17 protein-coding genes and 1 pseudogene are annotated in these 17,038 nt (G+C 74.7%); 11 read left to right on the top strand and 7 right to left on the bottom strand.

What is annotated here, in order from left to right:
• Positions 1–5: 5 nt before the first annotated feature.
• Entirely contained in the window at positions 6–665 is a 660-nt protein-coding gene (locus BLW63_RS17780; RefSeq protein ID WP_091159142.1) for a class I SAM-dependent methyltransferase, read from the bottom strand.
• A 168-nt stretch (positions 666–833) separates the two neighbouring features.
• On the opposite strand from BLW63_RS17780, the gene BLW63_RS17785 reads away from it, so the two are divergent.
• Positions 834–1,337, top strand: coding sequence for an OsmC family protein (locus BLW63_RS17785; RefSeq protein ID WP_091159145.1), 504 nt, complete (start codon positions 834–836; stop codon positions 1,335–1,337).
• Between the two features lie 102 nt (positions 1,338–1,439).
• Here BLW63_RS17785 and BLW63_RS17790 read toward each other — a convergent pair whose 3' ends face one another.
• Together BLW63_RS17790 and BLW63_RS17795 are read right to left on the bottom strand one after the other, a co-directional pair.
• Positions 1,440–2,252: a glycoside hydrolase family 16 protein gene (locus BLW63_RS17790; protein WP_211517158.1), complete on the bottom strand. Its 813-nt coding sequence runs from the start codon at positions 2,250–2,252 to the stop codon at positions 1,440–1,442.
• On the bottom strand, positions 2,249–2,647 hold the full coding sequence (locus tag BLW63_RS17795; RefSeq protein WP_091159148.1) for an MmcQ/YjbR family DNA-binding protein: 399 nt from the start codon (positions 2,645–2,647) through the stop codon (positions 2,249–2,251). Before BLW63_RS17795 ends, BLW63_RS17790 begins: the two co-directional genes overlap by 4 nt.
• 458 nt (positions 2,648–3,105) lie before the next feature.
• On the opposite strand from BLW63_RS17795, the gene BLW63_RS17800 reads away from it, so the two are divergent.
• Positions 3,106–5,301, top strand: coding sequence for an acyltransferase family protein (locus tag BLW63_RS17800; RefSeq protein ID WP_091159151.1), 2,196 nt, complete (start codon positions 3,106–3,108; stop codon positions 5,299–5,301).
• 104 nt (positions 5,302–5,405) lie between these two features.
• Positions 5,406–5,480: pseudogene (locus tag BLW63_RS29005) on the top strand (twin-arginine translocation signal domain-containing protein); the annotation flags it as partial.
• On the opposite strand, the gene BLW63_RS28065 reads toward BLW63_RS29005, so the two are convergent.
• Both BLW63_RS28065 and BLW63_RS28070 read right to left on the bottom strand, forming a co-directional pair.
• Entirely contained in the window at positions 5,480–6,550 is a 1,071-nt protein-coding gene (locus BLW63_RS28065; protein ID WP_244522645.1) for a penicillin-binding transpeptidase domain-containing protein, read from the bottom strand. The pseudogene BLW63_RS29005 and the gene BLW63_RS28065 overlap by 1 nt on opposite strands.
• Positions 6,551–6,576: 26 nt before the next feature.
• Positions 6,577–7,533: a transglycosylase domain-containing protein gene (locus BLW63_RS28070; protein ID WP_244522646.1), complete on the bottom strand. Its 957-nt coding sequence runs from the start codon at positions 7,531–7,533 to the stop codon at positions 6,577–6,579.
• Between the two features lie 483 nt (positions 7,534–8,016).
• Here BLW63_RS28070 and BLW63_RS17815 point away from each other — a divergent pair, with 483 nt between their 5' ends.
• Entirely contained in the window at positions 8,017–9,627 is a 1,611-nt protein-coding gene (locus BLW63_RS17815) for a peroxidase family protein (protein WP_244522647.1), read from the top strand.
• Positions 9,624–10,730 carry a catalase family protein gene (locus BLW63_RS17820; protein WP_091159159.1) on the top strand — a complete coding sequence of 369 codons (1,107 nt, stop codon included), beginning with the start codon at positions 9,624–9,626 and terminating at the stop codon, positions 10,728–10,730. The genes BLW63_RS17815 and BLW63_RS17820 overlap by 4 nt, the downstream gene beginning before the upstream one ends.
• A gap of 69 nt (positions 10,731–10,799) precedes the next feature.
• On the opposite strand, the gene BLW63_RS17825 is transcribed toward BLW63_RS17820, so the two are convergent.
• Positions 10,800–11,099: a hypothetical protein gene (locus BLW63_RS17825; RefSeq protein WP_139263635.1), complete on the bottom strand. Its 300-nt coding sequence runs from the start codon at positions 11,097–11,099 to the stop codon at positions 10,800–10,802.
• 187 nt (positions 11,100–11,286) lie between these two features.
• Between BLW63_RS17825 and BLW63_RS17830 the strand changes: the two genes are divergently transcribed.
• From BLW63_RS17830 to BLW63_RS17855, 6 genes are all read left to right on the top strand, one after another.
• Positions 11,287–14,331 carry a BTAD domain-containing putative transcriptional regulator gene (locus BLW63_RS17830; RefSeq protein ID WP_091159164.1) on the top strand — a complete coding sequence of 1,015 codons (3,045 nt, stop codon included), beginning with the start codon at positions 11,287–11,289 and terminating at the stop codon, positions 14,329–14,331.
• Between the two features lie 117 nt (positions 14,332–14,448).
• Entirely contained in the window at positions 14,449–15,039 is a 591-nt protein-coding gene (locus BLW63_RS17835) for an RNA polymerase sigma factor (protein WP_091159167.1), read from the top strand.
• A 141-nt stretch (positions 15,040–15,180) separates the two neighbouring features.
• A complete protein-coding gene (locus tag BLW63_RS17840; protein WP_244522648.1) occupies positions 15,181–15,912 on the top strand; it encodes a TadA family conjugal transfer-associated ATPase in 732 nt (243 codons plus the stop codon).
• 35 nt (positions 15,913–15,947) lie between these two features.
• Complete coding sequence (locus BLW63_RS17845) at positions 15,948–16,181, top strand: hypothetical protein (RefSeq protein WP_139263637.1); 234 nt, start codon at positions 15,948–15,950, stop codon at positions 16,179–16,181.
• A gap of 43 nt (positions 16,182–16,224) precedes the next feature.
• Positions 16,225–16,560 carry a hypothetical protein gene (locus tag BLW63_RS17850; protein ID WP_091159173.1) on the top strand — a complete coding sequence of 112 codons (336 nt, stop codon included), beginning with the start codon at positions 16,225–16,227 and terminating at the stop codon, positions 16,558–16,560.
• The gene (locus BLW63_RS17855; protein WP_091159176.1) at positions 16,557–16,805 is read left to right on the top strand and encodes a hypothetical protein; all 249 of its coding nucleotides are present in this window, start codon (positions 16,557–16,559) and stop codon (positions 16,803–16,805) included. Before BLW63_RS17850 ends, BLW63_RS17855 begins: the two co-directional genes overlap by 4 nt.
• On the opposite strand, the gene BLW63_RS17860 is transcribed toward BLW63_RS17855, so the two are convergent.
• The gene (locus BLW63_RS17860) at positions 16,802–17,029 is read right to left on the bottom strand and encodes a hypothetical protein (protein ID WP_091159179.1); all 228 of its coding nucleotides are present in this window, start codon (positions 17,027–17,029) and stop codon (positions 16,802–16,804) included. The two genes, BLW63_RS17855 and BLW63_RS17860, sit on opposite strands and share 4 nt — an antisense overlap.
• Positions 17,030–17,038: the final 9 nt, after the last annotated feature.

Raw genomic sequence — 17,038 nt, forward strand, 5'->3', positions numbered from 1 at the left:
CCGGCTCAGGCGGTCGCGCGGTAGCTGGTGTACCGGCCGACCCAGCGGTGCACGGCGGAGCCGGTCTGCGCGACCTCGGCGAAGCCGGCCCGGCGGAGCAGGTCGGGGACATCGTCGGCGGCGTGCTCGTGGGCCAGCCGGTGCCGGTGCCCCCGGCCGCCGTCCGTGCCGTCGTCCCTGCCGACGTCCACCAGGTGCAGCGCACCCCCGGGCCGCAGCACCCGGCGCACCTCGCGCACCGCCTGCTCGCGCTCACCGGCCGGCACGTGGTGGAGCATGAACGAGGAGAGGACGACGTCCACGCTGCCGTCGGCGTAGGGCAGGTCGTCGGCGTGACCGCGGTCGAGCTGGACGGTCAGGCCGCGGCGGCGCGCCTTGCGGTCGGCGCGGGCCAGTGCGGCGAGGTCGGGGTCGAGCCCGACGACGACCGCCTCGGGCTGCGCCCGCTTGGCCGCGAGCAGCAGGTTGCCGGTGCCGCAGCCGATCTCCAGGACGCGTTGACCGGGTCGGAGGCCGGCCTGGTCGAGCAGTCTCCGGTGGACCGCGCTGACGCCGAGCAGCCGGTTCAGCGGGTCGTAGAGCGGCAGCAGCCACGCGTGCCGCATCCCGGGGAGGAAGCCGCGCCCGCCGCCGGTCACCGCCGTCCGCGCGCCCGTGCTCCCCATGTCGATCCCCTCCGTCGTGGACCGTCCCCGGTGACCACCGCCACCCTCGACCGTCCTGCACGGGACGGCAAGGCGGCGGCGGCCGCCGCGGCCGGGGTGACCCTCTCCCTTGGCGCGCCCTGGGGCGCCCGGCGAGCATGGGGGCCTCGACGACACGGGGAGGCCCGGATGGACGCCGCAGCGCTGCGGGACCTGCAGGCACCGCTCAAGCAGCAGTACCGCGACGACCCGGCGTCGGCCTGCGTGACGATGCACGCCGAGGCGGCCTTCGCCGCCCCGGGGATCACCTGCACCGTGCAGACCTGGGCCGGCCCCGCCCGCGCCGGGCTGCACCCCTCGACGGGTGGCGACGGCGGCGACGCCTGCTCCGGCGACATGCTGCTGCAGGCGCTGCTCGCCTGCGCCGGGGTGACGATGCGCAGCGTGGCCACGGCGATGGGCCTCGAGATCCGCTCGGCCCGGCTGACCGCGCGCGGCGATATGGACGCCCGCGGCACGCTCGGCGTCTCGAAGGAGACCCCGGTCGGGCTGGGCACGATCACCGTGGACGCCGAGCTGGACACCGACGCCGACGACGCCGCGCTCGACCGGCTGGCGCAGCTCACCGAGCGCTACTGCGTGGTCGCCCAGACCCTGGCGCAGCCGCCGCACCTCACCGTCCGCCGCGCCTGACCGCGGGCCGCGCGCGTCCTCGGCCCTGCCCACCGTGCGGGGCAGGGGCCGACGGTCGGCGACGTCCTCGAGTCGGCGTCCCGGCCGGGGAGCCCGTCGTCCCTACCGGTCGGCGGTCGGTCGGTACCCGCGGATCGGGCCGACCTCGGCGGCCTTCGGATAGGCCGCCGGGTCCCGGTCGGCCTCCGCGGGGAACTCGAACAGGTCGACCATCAGCACCAGCGGGTAGGCGAGGCTCTGCGGGACCACCCGGACGAGCTCGTCGTCGACGTAGAAGCGCGTCCCACCGGCGTCCCACGCCGCGGCGTAGGAGTGCCAGTCGGTCGCGTCGAGGTCGAGGACGACGTCGGCCATGTCCGTCCCGAGCCGCGGGTCGTGGTGGGCCTTGACGCCCAGGCGCACCGTCGAGCCACCGGGGCCGACGGCGGAGCCGTACAGCTCGGCGATGCAGACCTCCCCCGACTGGTCCGGTGCGGCCTCCTCCAGACCGACGAGCCACACCGCGAGCATGCACGTCGGGTCGGGAGTCGCCCGCAGTCGTGCCTCGACCAGCCCGCTGCGGGGCGTGTACAGCCGGCGGGTCGGGACGGCGGTCGCGACCCGGAGATCGGATCGGTGGCGGTGTGTCCCGCGGTCGGACCCCACCCCGCCGGAGAAGGACCCGGTCTGGAGGTTCGACACCCGCAGCTCGCCGTCGTCGGGGCGCCAGGCGGGCTGGTCGGCGTCGATCCGGAGCCGGAGCACCCCGGGGAGCAGGTCGTACCGGGCCGCCGACCGCTGGGGAGTGGTCCACTGAGGGAGGTAGTGGGTCACCCAGCGGCTCGGGTCGACCTCCGTGCCGGTGAAGTCCTCGGCGAACTCCAGGTCGTACCGGGAGCGGTCCAGCCGACCGGCGCCCACCGTCGGCGCGTTCACGGGGCCGGCGGGGCGTCGTCGAGCCACGTGCGCGCCAGCCGTCGGGGTGCCCGGGCCAGCCACGCCTCGGTGACCAGCTCCTCGAGTTCGCCGGGGTCGATGCGGTCGAGTCGGGCGAGCACGATCGGGTGGCCGTCGAAGTGCGGCGTCGTCAGGTAGGTGTCCGGGTCGTCGGTCAGGAGCGCCTCCTTCGCGCCGAGGTCGGGCACCCACGCGCCCAACGGCGGTGCGTCCGGTGCCCGGTTCCCGAGGTGGGCGAGGTCGGCCCGGCGCAGCGGCCGCTCCCAGACGAACAGCCGGTCGCGCACCCGCCACTCGAGGTGACCGCGCGAGGTCCGCTCGCCGACCTCGGGGAGCGCGAGGGCGAGTGCGCGGACGTCCTCCCAGCCGGGCACGCCGGCAGGCTAACCCGTCGCCGGTGCCCCAGGACCCGCCCTCGGCCCTGCACCCGTGCGAGGCAGCGGGTGGGCGTCGCGACGCCCCGCCGAGTGGTGACGCACGCGCCTCCGCGCGGGAGGCGACGTGGTCCCCGGACGCTCCACCGCTGCTTCCTCCTGGGAGCAGGGGTGGAGGTCGCCAGGAGTCACTCGTCAGGCGGCCGGGGACCGGGGATGACACCCGACCGGGCGGGCCACCGAGCGCTGCTGCGTGGTCGCCCGGACCCCGGCGGAGCCGCCGCACCTCGCCGTCCGCCGCGCCTGACCCGGCCGCCTCGGGCCCTCCCCCTCGCGGGTCAGGGCGCCCGCCCGGACCCTTCCCGGCCGGTGACCGGCTTGGTCGACTGCGCTGCAGGGCCTGCCGCGCGCGGCGCGCGGGCTGCCGCCGGGACGGCGGGACGACACGGGGGAGTGGTATGACGGCGACAGCTGTGCCGGTCGAGCGGACGGTCGTCCGCCGGAGCGTGGAACGCGCCGCGGCTCCGGAGCACCGCTCCCGGGGCCTGGAGCGCCGCTCCCGGGGCCCGGAGCACCGCTTCCGGCGGGACATCGAGGGCCTGCGGGCCGTGGCGGTCGGCCTCGTCCTGCTCGACCACGTGGTCGGCTGGCCCTCGGGCGGGTTCGTCGGCGTCGACGTCTTCTTCGTGATCTCCGGCTTCCTCATCACCGGCCTGCTGGTCCGGGAGCGGCAGCGCACCGGCCGCATCTCGTTCCGCGCCTTCTACGTGCGCCGGGCCCGCCGGCTGCTGCCCGCGGCGGTGTCGACGCTGGTCGTCACCACGCTGGCCGCCTGGGTGCTCTTCGTAGACGGCCGGTTCCGGAACACCGTCACCGACGGTCTGTGGGCGCTGTTCTTCGGCGCCAACGTCAACTTCGCGCAGCAGGGCACCGACTACTTCCAGACGGACGCGGCGCCCTCGCCGTTCCAGCACTTCTGGTCCCTCGCGGTCGAGGAGCAGTTCTACCTGCTGTGGCCGGTGCTGGTCCTCGCCGTCTTCGCGGTCACGGTCGGCCGGCGGGGCCGCACCGCCGTCCTCGGCCTGGCGGTGCTGGCGGTGACGGCGGCGTCGTTCGCGTGGTCGCTGCACGCCACGAGCACCTCGCCGGAGACCGCCTACTTCTCCACGTTCACCCGCGCCTGGGAGCTCGGGGTCGGCGCGCTGGTCGCCGTCACGGCCGCGGGCCTGCACCGGCTCCCGGGGCGGCTGCAGGCCGTGCTCGCGTGGGCGGGCCTGGCCGGCGTCGTCGCGTCGGCGTTCCTCATCACCGCGACCACGCCGTTCCCGGGCTCCGCCGCGGCGCTGCCGGTCCTCTCGACGGCGCTGCTCGTCGCGTTCGGCGCGGCGCCTCGCGGGCCGGGGGTGCGGTGGGCGCTGGGCAGCGCGCCGGCGCGCTTCCTCGGCCGGATCTCCTACTCGCTGTACCTGTGGCACTGGCCGGTGGTCGTCGTCCTCGCGGCCGTGCTGGACCCGGGGTCACCGGCCTACCCCGCCGTCGCGCTGGCCCTGTCGCTGGCCCTGGCGACGGTCTCTTACCACGTCGTCGAGCAGCCGGTGCTGCACTCGCGGTGGCTGCTGCCGCGGGCGCAGCGGCGGACGCCGCACCCGGCGGCGCCGCGGGTGTTCCGGCGCGCGCGGGCGGTGGCCGGTGCGTCGGTGGGCACGGCGATCGTCGTCGCCGCCGGACTGCTGGCCGTGCAGCCGCCGGGCCAGCTGGACGCCCGGGCGGCGGCCGCGGCCGACGCGGCTCTGCGCGTCGACGCGGAGGCGCGTGCGGCCGCGGCGGACGGCGGAGCGGCCGAGGACCCGCTGACCCGTGAGATCCGCGCGGCGACGGTGGCCCTGACCTGGCCGGCCGACCTCTCGCCGAGCCTCGACGACCTGCCCGACTACCTGCGCGGGCAGTGGTCGGAGGGCTGCTTCGACGTGCGTCCGGACAACGTGGCCGACTGCGGCTACGGCGACTCGGCCGCGGCCCAGCGGGCGGTCGTGCTCGGCGACTCCGTCGCGGGCGCCTGGCTGCCGGGCATCGTCTCGGGCCTGACGCCGCGGGGCTGGTCGGTGCAGACGCTGTCGATGGGCCGCTGCCCCAACGTGCTGGAGATGACGCTGGCCGGCGGGCAGCCGTTCACCGAGTGCGCCGAGCACCGGCAGTGGGCCCTGGGCTGGATCGCCGAGAACGGCCCGGACCTGGTCGTGCTCAGCAACGCCTACGACGTCGAGCTCGCCGACCCCGCACTGGACCGGACGGCGGTCTTCCGGGACGGGCTGACCTCGATGGTCGAGCGGATCCAGGCCTCCGGCGCCCGGGTCGTCGTCCTCGGGGCGCCGCCGGAGACCGGGAACCTGCAGTCGTGCGCGAGCGGGCTCAGCGAGCCCGCCGACTGCGCCGAGGCGCCGAGCCGGTCGTACCTGGCGTCGCTGGCGATCGAGGCCGAGGTGGCCGGGGCGACCGGCGCGACAGCCGTCGACCCGCAGCGCTGGTTCTGCGCCGACGACCTCTGCCCGGCCTTCGTGGGCAGCACGCCGGTGTTCGCCGACGGGGTGCACATGACGGCGGAGTACTCCGAGCGGATCGGGTCCGCCGTCGCCGCCGCCCTGCTGGAGCCCTGACGCCCTCAACGGTTCTCCGAGGTGGCCGCGTCGCCGTCCTGAGGTCGGTCCGCGTTCACCAGGTCACCAGCCGGACGTCGTCGTGACCGGTCAGGGTCTCGGCCATGACGACCCCCCGTGCGATCTCACGCCGTTCCGTGCTCCAGGGAGCCGGGGCCGCCGTGGCGCTGCTCGCCGGTCAGTCGCCGTCCTCCCGGGACGCGCGATCGGCCGCGCTGTCCTGCGAGCCGGTCAGAGCCGGATCGGCCGGCGGGAAGGGGACCATCGGGTCGCCGGTGAGGACCGGCGCCATGGCGTCGTGCCAGATGGTGGCGCCCTTGTCGCCGCCGCCTCCGCTGACCTCCTGGTTCCGCTTGGGGTTGAACACCATGACGCTGGCGGAGTACTCGGGTGTGAAGCCGGCGAAGGCGACCGAGAAGCCCCCCTGCGACGTCCCGGTCTTCCCGGCGATCTGGTGGCCGGGGACGTAGGCCGCGGCGCCGGTCTGCGTGGGGTCCGGTCCGGGTTCGACGTCCTTGCGGAGCACCTGGGCGAGGGTGTCGGCCACACCGGGCGCCACGGCCTCCGGGGTGCAGTCCGGGTCGACGGCGAGCGGCCGGCCGTCGGGGCCGGCCAGCGGCTCCCCGCCCCGGTCGAGCACCGCGACGACGGGGGTCGGTTCGCAGCGGGTGCCGCTGGCCGCGAGGGTCGCGTAGGCGTTCGCCAGGTCCAGCGGGCTGGTCGGCTCCGCGCCCAGGGTGAAGGACCCGCGGTTCTGCCCGACGAGCGCGTCGGCCGAGGTCGCGGTGAAGTGCATCCCCATCCGCTCGGCCACGCGCACCGGCCCCTCGACGCTGCCGAGCTGGTCCTGCAGCGCCATGAAGTAGGTGTTCGAGGAGCGGTACAGCGCCTGCTCCATGGTCATCGTCCGGATGTCCGCGGCGGCGTACGCCCGGACCGTGTACGGCTCGCTGCCGTTGCGGTACACGCGCGAGGTGTAGGGGTTGTCGGCGGTGATCGTGTGGGACGTCGGGATGCCCCGCTCGAGCGCGGCGGCGGCGGTGAAGACCTTGTAGGTCGACCCGGACCCCTGGCTCCGGGCGGTGGGCAGCAGCACCGACTCGCAGTCGGCCTCGGTGCAGCCGTAGCGGCGGTTGACGCTCATCGCCAGGACGTGCCCGGTGCCGGGCTGGACGGCGGTGTACACGCCGGCCAGTGGGTCGCCCATCGGGACGGTCCGGCGCAGCGCCCGGTCACCGGCGACCTGCACGTCCGGCTGCAGCGTCGTCCGGACGGTCAGGCCGCCCTGGTCCAGCTCGGTCCGGCCGATGCCCAGCTCCCGCGACAGGTACTGCTCCAGGTACGCGCAGAAGAAGCCGCCGACCGTGGCGTCGGCGCAGCCGTGGGCGACCCCGGGCCTGGGCGGATCGAGAGCGGCCGGTCCTGGGCGTGGGCCAGCTGCCGGGCGTTGATGGCACCGACGGCGTGCATCCGCTCCAGCACCTCGTTGCGGCGGGCGAGGGCAGCCGCCGGGGCGGTCACCGGGTCGTGGACGGTCGGGCTCTGCACGAGGCCGGCCAGCAGCGCCGCCTGCGGCAGGGTGAGGTCGTCGGCGTCCACGCTGAACCAGCGCTGCGCGGCGGCCTGGACGCCGTGGGCCCCGGCGCCGAAGTAGACGGTGTTGAGGTACCGGGTGAGGATTTCGTCCTTGGAGGCGGTCCGTTCCAGCGCGATGGCGAGCCGGGCCTCCCGCAGTTTGCGCTCGACGCTCCGCTCGGTGGCCGAGTCGCGCTGACCGGAGGTCTCGGCGCCCAGGAGCAGGCGCTGCTTGACCAGCTGCTGGGTGATCGTCGACCCGCCCTGCTCGACCGAGCCCGCCGCGACGTTGGCGGCCAGCGCGCGCAGCATGCCCTGCAGGTCCAGGCCGCTGTGCTCGAGGAACCGCGCGTCCTCGATCGCCATGACGGCCTGCTTGACGACCGGCGCGATCTGCCGGCTGGTCACCGGCACGCGGTCGGCGGCGTAGAAGGTGGTGATCAGCGACCCGTCGGCGGCCAGCACGCGGGTGTTGCCCGGGACGCTGCCGGTCAGTTCGGCGGGCAGCTGTCCGGCCGACGGCACGGAGTCGCGGGCCAGCAGGCCTGCCCCGCCCACCCAGGGCAGCACGAGACCGGCCACCAGGACCCCGGCGACGAGCACCGCCGAGAGCAGCTTCTTCAGGACGACGGACCGCGGCTGTGTCTCCGGGAGCACCGGCCGGAAGCTAGGCGGCACACCCCGCCCCGGAGGTTGCCGTCCGGTTGCCACGGCGGTAACTGCTGGAGTCGCTACACCCGGCCTCGCGGGGCGACGGCGGTGAGTCCCCGGCCGGTCACGGCCCGGTGACCGGTCCGCCCGTCGTTGCCGCAGGATGACACCCGACCGATTGGCTGCCGCGGGACCTGGACGGCGGTCGGCAGCCCGCCGATCCGCATCGCACCGCGGTCACCAGGTCCGACGAGGACGGCCGGCCGGCGGCCGTCGAGGTGGCTCCGGCCCGGGGTGCTCCCATGCCCCCGGTGCGCCCCGGCGGACACGGTGACGGCGCGGTGACGGCGCGGTGACGCCTCCTCCGAAGACTCCGTGGCCCCGCGTGCGCAGGGCGGTCCCGTCCGGGACCAGGAGTCGACAGGAGCGGCCGTGACAACGACAACCCGAGCAGCCGTGGCAACGGGTGGAGGCGCTGAGGCGACGAGCGTGCCGGCCGTTCCCGCGACCGCAGCGCACTGGTCGTACTGGCGCAGGAACGGCTGGCGCAACGGCGCCGAACTCTGGGCGGTCACCCACCTGGAGCCCGTCTGGACGCTGCTGCGACGGCTGCCCGGCGTCCGGTCGGCGACCAACCGGCTGCTCATCACCCGGTTCGTCTCCAAGCTCGAGACGCGGCCGAACGTCCTGAGCACGAAGACCCCGTACACGTCGTGGGAGTCGCTCACCGACCGCACGTACAGCGCCCGGCACCTGCCGCCGGACGACGAGCTGCAGCAGCGGCTGCAGCCGGCGGCGTCGGTCGCGGAGCTGTTCCGCCGGGAGCAGCCGCGGGTGTCGGCGAAGTCGACCCTGCTGTTCTCCCACTTCGCCCAGTGGTTCGTCGACGGCTTCCTCCGCACGGACCCCGAGGACCCGACGCGCAACACCTCCACCCACGACATCGACCTGAGCCAGCTCTACGGCCAGACCGAGGACGTGACCGCACTGCTGCGGACCCGCTCCGGCGGCCGGCTCAAGAGCCAGCAGATCAACGGCGGCGAGTTCCCGCCCTACTACTTCGGCCCGGACGGGCAGGTCCAGCCGGAGTTCGAGGACCTCCCGCTCAGCTACCCCGGCGCCGACCGGAAGGCCGTGGAGCTGGGCAAGCTGACCGACGCCCAGAAGCGGAGCCTGTTCGCCCTCGGCATCCCGCGGGGCAACATCCACTACGGCTTCGTGATGCTCAGCACGCTCTTCCTCCGCGAGCACAACCGCCTCGCCGGCCTCATCGCGGAGGAACACCCCGAGTGGGACGACGAGCACGTCTTCCAGGCGGCCCGCAACACACTGATCGTCATCCTGCTCAAGATCGTCATCGAGGACTACATCAACCACATCACGCCGTTCCACTTCAAGCTGTTCGTCGAGCCGGGGATCGGCGTCGGGGAGAAGTGGTACCGGCAGAACTGGATGTCCATCGAGTTCGACCTGCTCTACCGCTGGCACCCCCTCGTCCCCACCGAGCTGGTCGTCGGCGGCGTGCGACGGTCGGCCGGGGACGTCCTGTGGGAGACCGACGTCGTCCCCGAGCAGGGCCTCGCCGCGCTGTTCGACGAGGCGTCCCGGCAGCCGAGCACCGAGATCGCGATCCGGAACACCGCGGAGTTCCTGCGGGAGGTCGAGGAGCGCACGATCGCCATCGGCCGGACGGCGGCACTGGCCGGCTTCAACGCGTACCGCCAGGCCTGCGGCTACCCGCGGCTGCGGTCCTTCCGCGACTTCTCCGCCGACCCCGAGGTGGGCCGGGCGCTGGCCGCCCGGTACCGGTCGGTGGACGACGTCGAGCTGTACGTCGGACTCTTCGCCGAGGACGTCCGGCGGAACTCCGCGCTGCCCCCGGTGATGGGCACGATGGTGGCGGTGGACGCCTTCTCGCAGGCGCTCACCAACCCGCTGCTCGCGCCCGGCGTCTACGGTGCCGAGACCTTCTCCGGAGCGGGGGAGCGCGAGATCGAGCGGACCAGTCGGCTGCAGGACCTCGTCGACCGGAACACCCCCGGCGAGGGCACCGCGCCGCTGGTCACCTTCACCCGCACCGGCTCGGCGGCGACACGATGACCCCCGTGACCACGACACCCGGCTTCGTGCGGTACCGGCCGGACCTGGAGCAGCCGTTCCCGGACGAGCAGGAACTCGTCCGCCAGATCGTCGGGGCGATGGAGCGCGCCAACCGCCAGGTCGCCGCCAAACACCGGCACGGCCTGCGCGACGCGCACGCGAAGAGCCACGGCGTCCTCGCCGGCGAGCTGCGCATCGAGCCGGACCTGCCGGCGCACCTCGCCCAGGGCCTGTTCGCCGGCCCCCGCAGCTACCCGGTCATCGTGCGCTTCTCCACCTCGCCCGGTGACCTCCGCTCCGACCGGGTGCCCGCCCCGCGCGGGATGGCCATCAAGGTGATCGGGGTGGACGGTCCCCGGGCCCTCGACGACGGCGCCACCACGCAGGACTTCCTCCTGGTCAACCACCCGACCCTGCCCTTCGGCACGGTCGGCGAGTACGCCGAGCTGCAGGAGCTGCTCGAGCGGCAGCCCCGCGAGAGCGACCTGTGGCAGCAGTCGACCAGGCTGGGCGCCCGCATCGCCGTCCGGGTGTCCGCCCGCCTCGGGCTCCGGCCCCCGCGGGCCCTCGAGGCGCTGGCCGCGCCGAACCACCACATCCTCGGCGAGACCTTCCACTCGATGGCGGCCCTGCGCTACGGCGACCACGTCGCCAAGATCTCGGCCGCCCCGCGGTCCGAGGACGTGCGGGCGCTCACCGGCAGGCCCGTGGGCAGGCGCGCCGGGGACTCAGCGCTGCGCGACCTGGTCGCGGGCTTCTTCGCCCACCACAGCGCCGAGTACGACCTGCGGGCCCAACTGTGCGTCGACGTCGGCCGGATGCCGATCGAGGACGCCTCGAAGCGCTGGCCCGAGGAGCTGTCACCGCACCAGCGGGTCGCGGTCCTGCACCTGCCGGCCCAGGACCCGTACAGCGACGCCCGTCGCCGCTACGCCGACGACGTCCTGTCGTTCAGTCCGTGGCACGCGCTGGAGGCCCACCGACCCCTGGGCTCGATCATGCGCATCCGTCGCGAGGCGTACGCGCGGTCCAGCGACTTCCGGCACACGGTGAACGGGGTGCGGGAGCGGGAGCCGTCGAGCATCGACGAGCTCCCGGCCTGACCGCGCTCGCCCCGAACGGCCCACTCCGCGCCGTGCGCCGCACGTCGGGGCGGGGACGGCCCCGCGCCCTCAGGTCGTCGTCGATCCGGTACGGGAGCGGCCGAGCCGGGAGCCGGGCTCGCAGGCGGTCGAGGCCCCGGCGGCCGGCCCGAGGTGCCGGGCGAGGTCTCGCACCGTGACGACCACGTCGAGCCAGCAGAACGCGGCCCGCCCCGCGGCGACGACGTCCTCCAGGGAGAGCTCGGCGGGCCGGTCGCCCCCCGCGGCGGACGTCGGCGCCTCCGCACGGTCGGCCTCCGGACCCGGCACCTCGGCCAGGAGCGTCATCAGCCGGCGGTCGTCCCCCCGGTACCCGTCGCGCTCGTCCACGACCGCCTCCCTCCGGCACCCGGCCGCACACCCGCAGACCGCCAGGCCGGGGTCCGAGGTGGTCCGCACTCTCCAGAGGCGCGAGCTCCCCGTGCTGATACACCCCCGGCCGGATTCGTCGCTAGCGGCGCATCAGCCGGAACGAATCCGGGTGTGCCGACGGTGGCACCGTCCCTACAGTCGGCACATGAGTCGGGCGCTCCGCTACGCACCGCCCCTCGCCAATCGGGACCTCATCGTGCGTCCCCGGCTGCTCGACGTCCTGCGCAGCCGCTTCGAGCGCCCCCTCACCGCGGTCGTCGCACCGGCCGGCTTCGGGAAGACCTCGCTGCTGGGGCAGGCCGTCAGCGAGAACGCCCTCTCGCCCGCGGGGGAGGACCGCTGGCTGACCTGCCAGCAGGACGACACCACGCTGTCGGTCCTGGCCTCCGGCGCGTTCGCCGCCGTCGGGCTCTCCGCCCCGGTGCCGGAGGAGCCGCGGCAGGCCGCGGCCGCGGTGGCCGAGGCGCTGTGGAGCGCGGCCCCGCGCCACGTGGCCCTGGTCCTCGACGACGTGCACCTGGTGCTGCCGGGGTCACCGGCCGCGGACTTCCTCCGCCACCTGGTCGGGGAGCTGCCGAGGAACGGGCACCTGGTCCTCGCCTCCCGCCCGCCGCTGCCGCTGTCGGTCTCCCGGCTGGTGGCCAGCGGCGACGCCGTGGTCCTCCGCGAGACCGACCTGCAGTTCCGCGAGGACGAGGTGGCCGCGTTCGCCGAGTCCCGCGGCGTGCCGCCGGAGCTGCTCGACGACGTCGGTGGCTGGCCGGCGCTCGCCGAGCTGACGGCCACGGCGGGGCCCTTCGCCGTCAGCGGGTACGTGTGGGAGGAGCTGCTCACCCAGCTGTCACCGGAGCGCCGCCACGCGCTCGCGCTGCTGGTCGCCGTGGGCGGCGCGGACGAGGAGATCGCCGCGGCGCTGCTGGGTGAGGACGTGGACCTGCGGTCCCTGCTCGAGGGGCTCCCGCTGGTCGTGCGGTCGCCCTCGGGGTGGTGGTCGCTGCACGGGCTGTGGGCCGCCGCCCTGCAGCACCACCTGGACTCCGGGCAGGTGGCGGAGGCGCGACGGACCGCGGCGGCCGTCCTGAGCGGCCGCGGGCAGTACCAGGAGGCGATGGGCCTGCTGCTCGACGCCCGGGCGTGGGAGGACGTCCGCCGGCTCGTCGTCGAGGTCTGCGAGTGCTGCACCGCGCTGGTGCCGACCGACGTCCTCGAGGGGTGGCTGCACCGACTGCCGCCCGAGGTGCGGCGGAGCCCCGAGGGGCTGCTGCTGGCCGCCATGGCGGCGGAGCAGGCCAGCCCGGCCGCGGCCGAGGAGTTCCTGGTGCAGGCGCTCGAGGCCGCGCGAGGAGTCCCCGGTGTGCGCTACGCGTGCCTGAACGCGCTGGTGCACCTGGCGTTCTGGGGCAACGACCGGCGGCGGATGGAGTTCCTGCTGGAGGAGCTGGCAGAGCTGGCCCGGGAGGGGCACCCCGGCGCCCCGGCGTTCGTCGCGCTGCTCCAGGGCGTGCTGGCGCACTCGGTCGACGAGGTCCGCTCGGCGCTGGCGGCCCCCGGACTGTCGTCCCGGCCACCGCCGAACCCGGTGCAGGACTGGCTGCACGCCCACCTCGTCCTGCTGAGGCTGGGCGACGCCGCGGCCGGCGAGGTGCTCGCCCGCCGGTCGCTGTCCCACCCGGCGACCCCGGTGCACGGCATCTCGCGGTGCCTCCTCCTCGAGTCCTTCCGCCTGCGGGGGCGGCTGGAGGAGGCCGAGCGGCTGCTGCCCTACCTGCTCGCCGACATGCAGCCGGCCAAGGTGCTGACCTCGCCGGAGCTGGTGGCCTGTGCGGTCTCCGTGCTCGACGTCCTGGGGCGGCACGGGGAGGCAGGGGAGCTGCTCGGGAGGTACCGGCCCGTCCTGAGCGCCTCCCTGGTCGCCTGGGCCCCTCTTGCGCGGACGCTGGCCGAGGCCTTCCACGCCCTGGCGACGGGGGACGAGCAGCAGGCGGCGGCCGCCCTGCGGTCGATCGTCCCGTCGAACGGTGGGCGCCTCTCGGGTGCGCTGCGGACCTCCCCGGTCGCGCTGCCGCTGCTCTACGTGCTGGTGCCCGAGGTCCGGGGACGCTGGGACGCCGACCCGCCGCCCGGCGCCCTCGCCGACCTGCACGCCGGGGCCCGGGCGCTCGTCGAGCTGCGCGAACGCGGGTCGGCGACTGCGGCCGGCGCCGTCCCGCCCAGCGCCTGGCCGGTCCTGCGCGCCCTTCTGCCGGTGCCGTGGACGGCACAGTTGGCCCTGGGGCTGGTCGCCGCCGGTCAGGACGGTGCACGGGCGATCGTCGAGGACCTCGGTCCCCCCGCCCGGGCGACCCTGCGGGCCCAGGCCGCGGCGGCACCCCCCGCCCTCGCGGCCACCGCCCGCTCGCTGCTGCGCGCGATCCCGGCGGTGCCGACCGCACGGTTGCACCTGCGCGTCCTCGGCCCGCTCGAGCTCCGCCGCGACGGCGGAGTCGTCACCGCGCCCGAGCTGCGCCGGGAGCGGGTGCGCCAGCTCCTCGGCTACCTGCTCACCCACGACCGGCCGACCCGGACCGCCATCACCTCGGAGCTGTGGCCCGACCTCGACGACGCCGCGGCCGGCCGGAACCTGCGCGTGACCCTCGCCTACCTGCAGAACGTCCTCGAACCCGACCGCGGTGAGCTCGACCCGCCGTACTTCCTCCGGAGCGCCGGCCCGGTGCTGCACCTGGTCACCGGCGGCGCGCTGGAGATCGACGTGCTGCAGTTCGAGCGGGCCCTGGACGAGGCCGCCCGGCTGGAGCGCCAGGGCGCCCCCTCGGCGGCACTCCCGGCCTACCTGCAGGCGGCGGAGCTGTGGGGCGGGGACCTCCTCGCCGACGTGGCCGGCGGGACCTGGCTGGAGTGGGAGCGCGACCGCCTGCGGGGCAGGTTCGTCTCGAGCGCCGTCCGGGCCGGCAACCTGCTGCTGGCGCGGGGGGACACCGCGACCGCCCGGACCCTCGCCGAGCGTGCCCTCCGGGCCGACGACTGCTCGGAGGACGCCCACCAGCTGCTCGTCGCCGTCCACCTCGCGGACGGCGACCTCGTCGACGCGCACCGCGCGATGCGGCGCTGCCTGCAGATGCTCCGCGAGCTGGGGGTGCCACCCCAGCCGCGCACCCGCGCGCTCGCGCAGCGGCTGACCCCCCGCGGCTGAGGCCCGCTCCTCCTGGCGCTGACCAGCGTCTTCGTCCGGCTGGCGCTCCGCTAGCGCGGCCTCCCGAACCTCTCCCGTGTCGGCGCGATGCGCCGAGCCGAGGAGAGGAACAGGAACATGGAGCCTGCCGAGGTCACCGTGCTGGTCCGCCGCGCTGCCGAGGGCGACCCGGCGGCCTGGGACGCGATCGTCGACGAGTACGCCGGCCTGCTGTGGTCGGTCGTCCGCGGGTTCCGGCTCAACGAGGCGCAGGCCGCGGACGCGGTGCAGACGACGTGGCTGAAGCTGGTCGAGCACATCGCCGACCTCAGGGAACCCGGGCACGTGGCGGGCTGGCTGAAGACGACCGCCCAGCGGGTGTGCCTGCAGGTCATCCGCCAGGGCGGCCGTGAACAGCTCACCGACTGGGACGAGGACCGCGGCCCCGGCAGCGGGATCCGGTTCGACGGCCCCGACGAGGACGGGCCCGAGGCGGCTGCGCTGCGACGGGAGCAGCAGGTACTGGTCCGTCGCGCGCTGGCCGACCTCCCCGACCGGCACCGGCAGCTGATGGAGCTGCTCATCGCGTCCCCACCGATCAGCTACCAGGACATCAGCGCCCGCCTGGGCATGCCGGTCGGCAGCATCGGTCCGACCCGCGCCCGGATCCTCGCCCGCCTGCGGGAGTCACTGGCGACGGCCGGGCTCCGAGACCTCGCCCTGAGGTGACCGCCCCCGGCGGCGGGTGACACCCGACCGGGTGGGCCGGTCGGGTCCGTCGTCCACAGATCGTGGCGACCGGCGCCCGCGGACCGCTGCGTTCTCCTACTGTCCGTCGTCGTCCTGACCGGGTGGAACGACGGGGGTGCCGTGCCGACCAGTGCGCTGGAGGTCGTCGACGGCGAGGTGCGCGAGCTGATCCGCCGGCGCGGGCTGGACCCGTTCACCGACCCCGGTCCGGTGCGGCTGCTGGTGCGCGACGTGGTGGCCGACTACACCGAGCGGTCGCTGACCTCGGCGCTGCCGCCGATCGGTGATGCCGACGCGGTGGTGCGCGACGTGCTCGACCGGGTGGCCGGGTTCGGGCCGCTGCAGCGGTGGCTTGACGACCCGGAGGTCGAGGAGATCTGGGTCAACGAGCCCGGCCGGGTGTTCGCGGCCCGGCGGGGTCGCAGCGAGCTGACCACGACGATCCTGGCGCCCGGTGAGCTGGCCGACCTGGTGGAGCGGATGCTGCGCACCTCGGGACGGCGGATCGACATGTCGACGCCGTTCGTGGACGCGACGATGCCCGACGGGTCGCGGCTGCACGTGGTGATCCCGGACATCACGCGGCGGCACATGGCGGTCAACATCCGCAAGTTCGTGCTGCAGGCGCACTCCCTCGACGAGCTGGTCGCGCTGGGCACGCTCACCCCGCAGGCGGCGCGCTTCCTCGAGGCCGCGGTGGTCTCGGGCCTCAACGTGCTCGTCGCCGGCGGCACCCAGGCCGGCAAGACCACGCTGCTCAACTGCCTGAGCGCGGCCATCCCGGCACGGGAACGGGTGATCACCTGCGAGGAGGTCTTCAAGCTTGCGAAGTCAACCCAACTGCACACGTAAGGGGACCGTCGGGACCGGACTCTACGGTGCCCGACATGGCCTCTGACCTGCGCCGCATCGATCCGCCGCGCGTGGTCCAGGTGCAGCTTGACGACGGTCGATGGGTTGAGGGCTTTCAGGATGCGTGGGTCCGGCAGTCGGACGGATCCTGGCGGGCGTCGGTCAGCTACCGGCTTGATCACGAGTGGGGGCGGGGGACCCACTTGGCGGCCCTGCCGCCGGAGCGGGTCCGGCTCGCGGCGATCTTGGACTCCGTCAAGGAACTCTGACTCAGGGTAGCGATCCTGTGTACGTACGGTTAGCTTGACCCGTATGCCGCACATCACCACCTGCTCCCGCTGCCCTCGTGCCGTCCAGGACGAGATCCCCGATGACTGGGAGGTCATCGAGGACGAGGACGGCCAGCCGCACGAGGTCTGCCCCGACTGCGTCACCCCCGCCGAACGGCAGGCGTTCGATGAGGACGCCATGGACATGGTCGTGGAGATGACGAACCCCAAGGAGGAGTGGCTGACGTTCATCGCTGAGCGCCAGGGACTCCAGCTCGGGAAGTCACCGCAGCCCGACCCGGCAGCGGTCGACTACGGCACCTACGGCATCTCTCACGTCCAGACAAACGGACTCGTGGCCGGAGACAGGACCGGATGACGCGCCGCATTGAGATCCAGGACGAGACGGTCGTTGGTACGCCGTCATTGAGTGAGTACGACCCACCGTTCCTCGCCCCCGAGATGCGCCCGGAGACCGGCTGGGGCTGGTCGCTGTACCTCCGGAATGCCTCGGGCGAGGTCGTAAGCCCTCTGCACGTCCACGGCCCGATGGCACGCAGCGCCGAGGAGGCCATGTTCCCGGCGCTTGACTACATGTACCGGAACCACTGGACCAAGATCTAGACGACAGCGGAGCCCCCTGGGCGGACCTGCCCAGGGGCCTCCGTCATGTCCTGGCTCCGGCGCTGGTGAGCCGGGTGTGTGAAGGCCACCGTGGCCCGCAGGGTGCCCTTGACTGCGACCCGGTCGCTGGTGAAGAGCGAGTGCGAGGAGACCTCCACGCGGGCGTCCGAGCGGACGACGGTGCGGATCCGGTCGGCGGCGAGGGCGTACGTCGTCCCGGCCACCTTCCTGTC

Origin of the sequence: Geodermatophilus africanus, assembly GCF_900107105.1 — a bacterium.
Taxonomy (GTDB): Bacteria; Actinomycetota; Actinomycetes; order Mycobacteriales; family Geodermatophilaceae; genus Geodermatophilus; species Geodermatophilus africanus.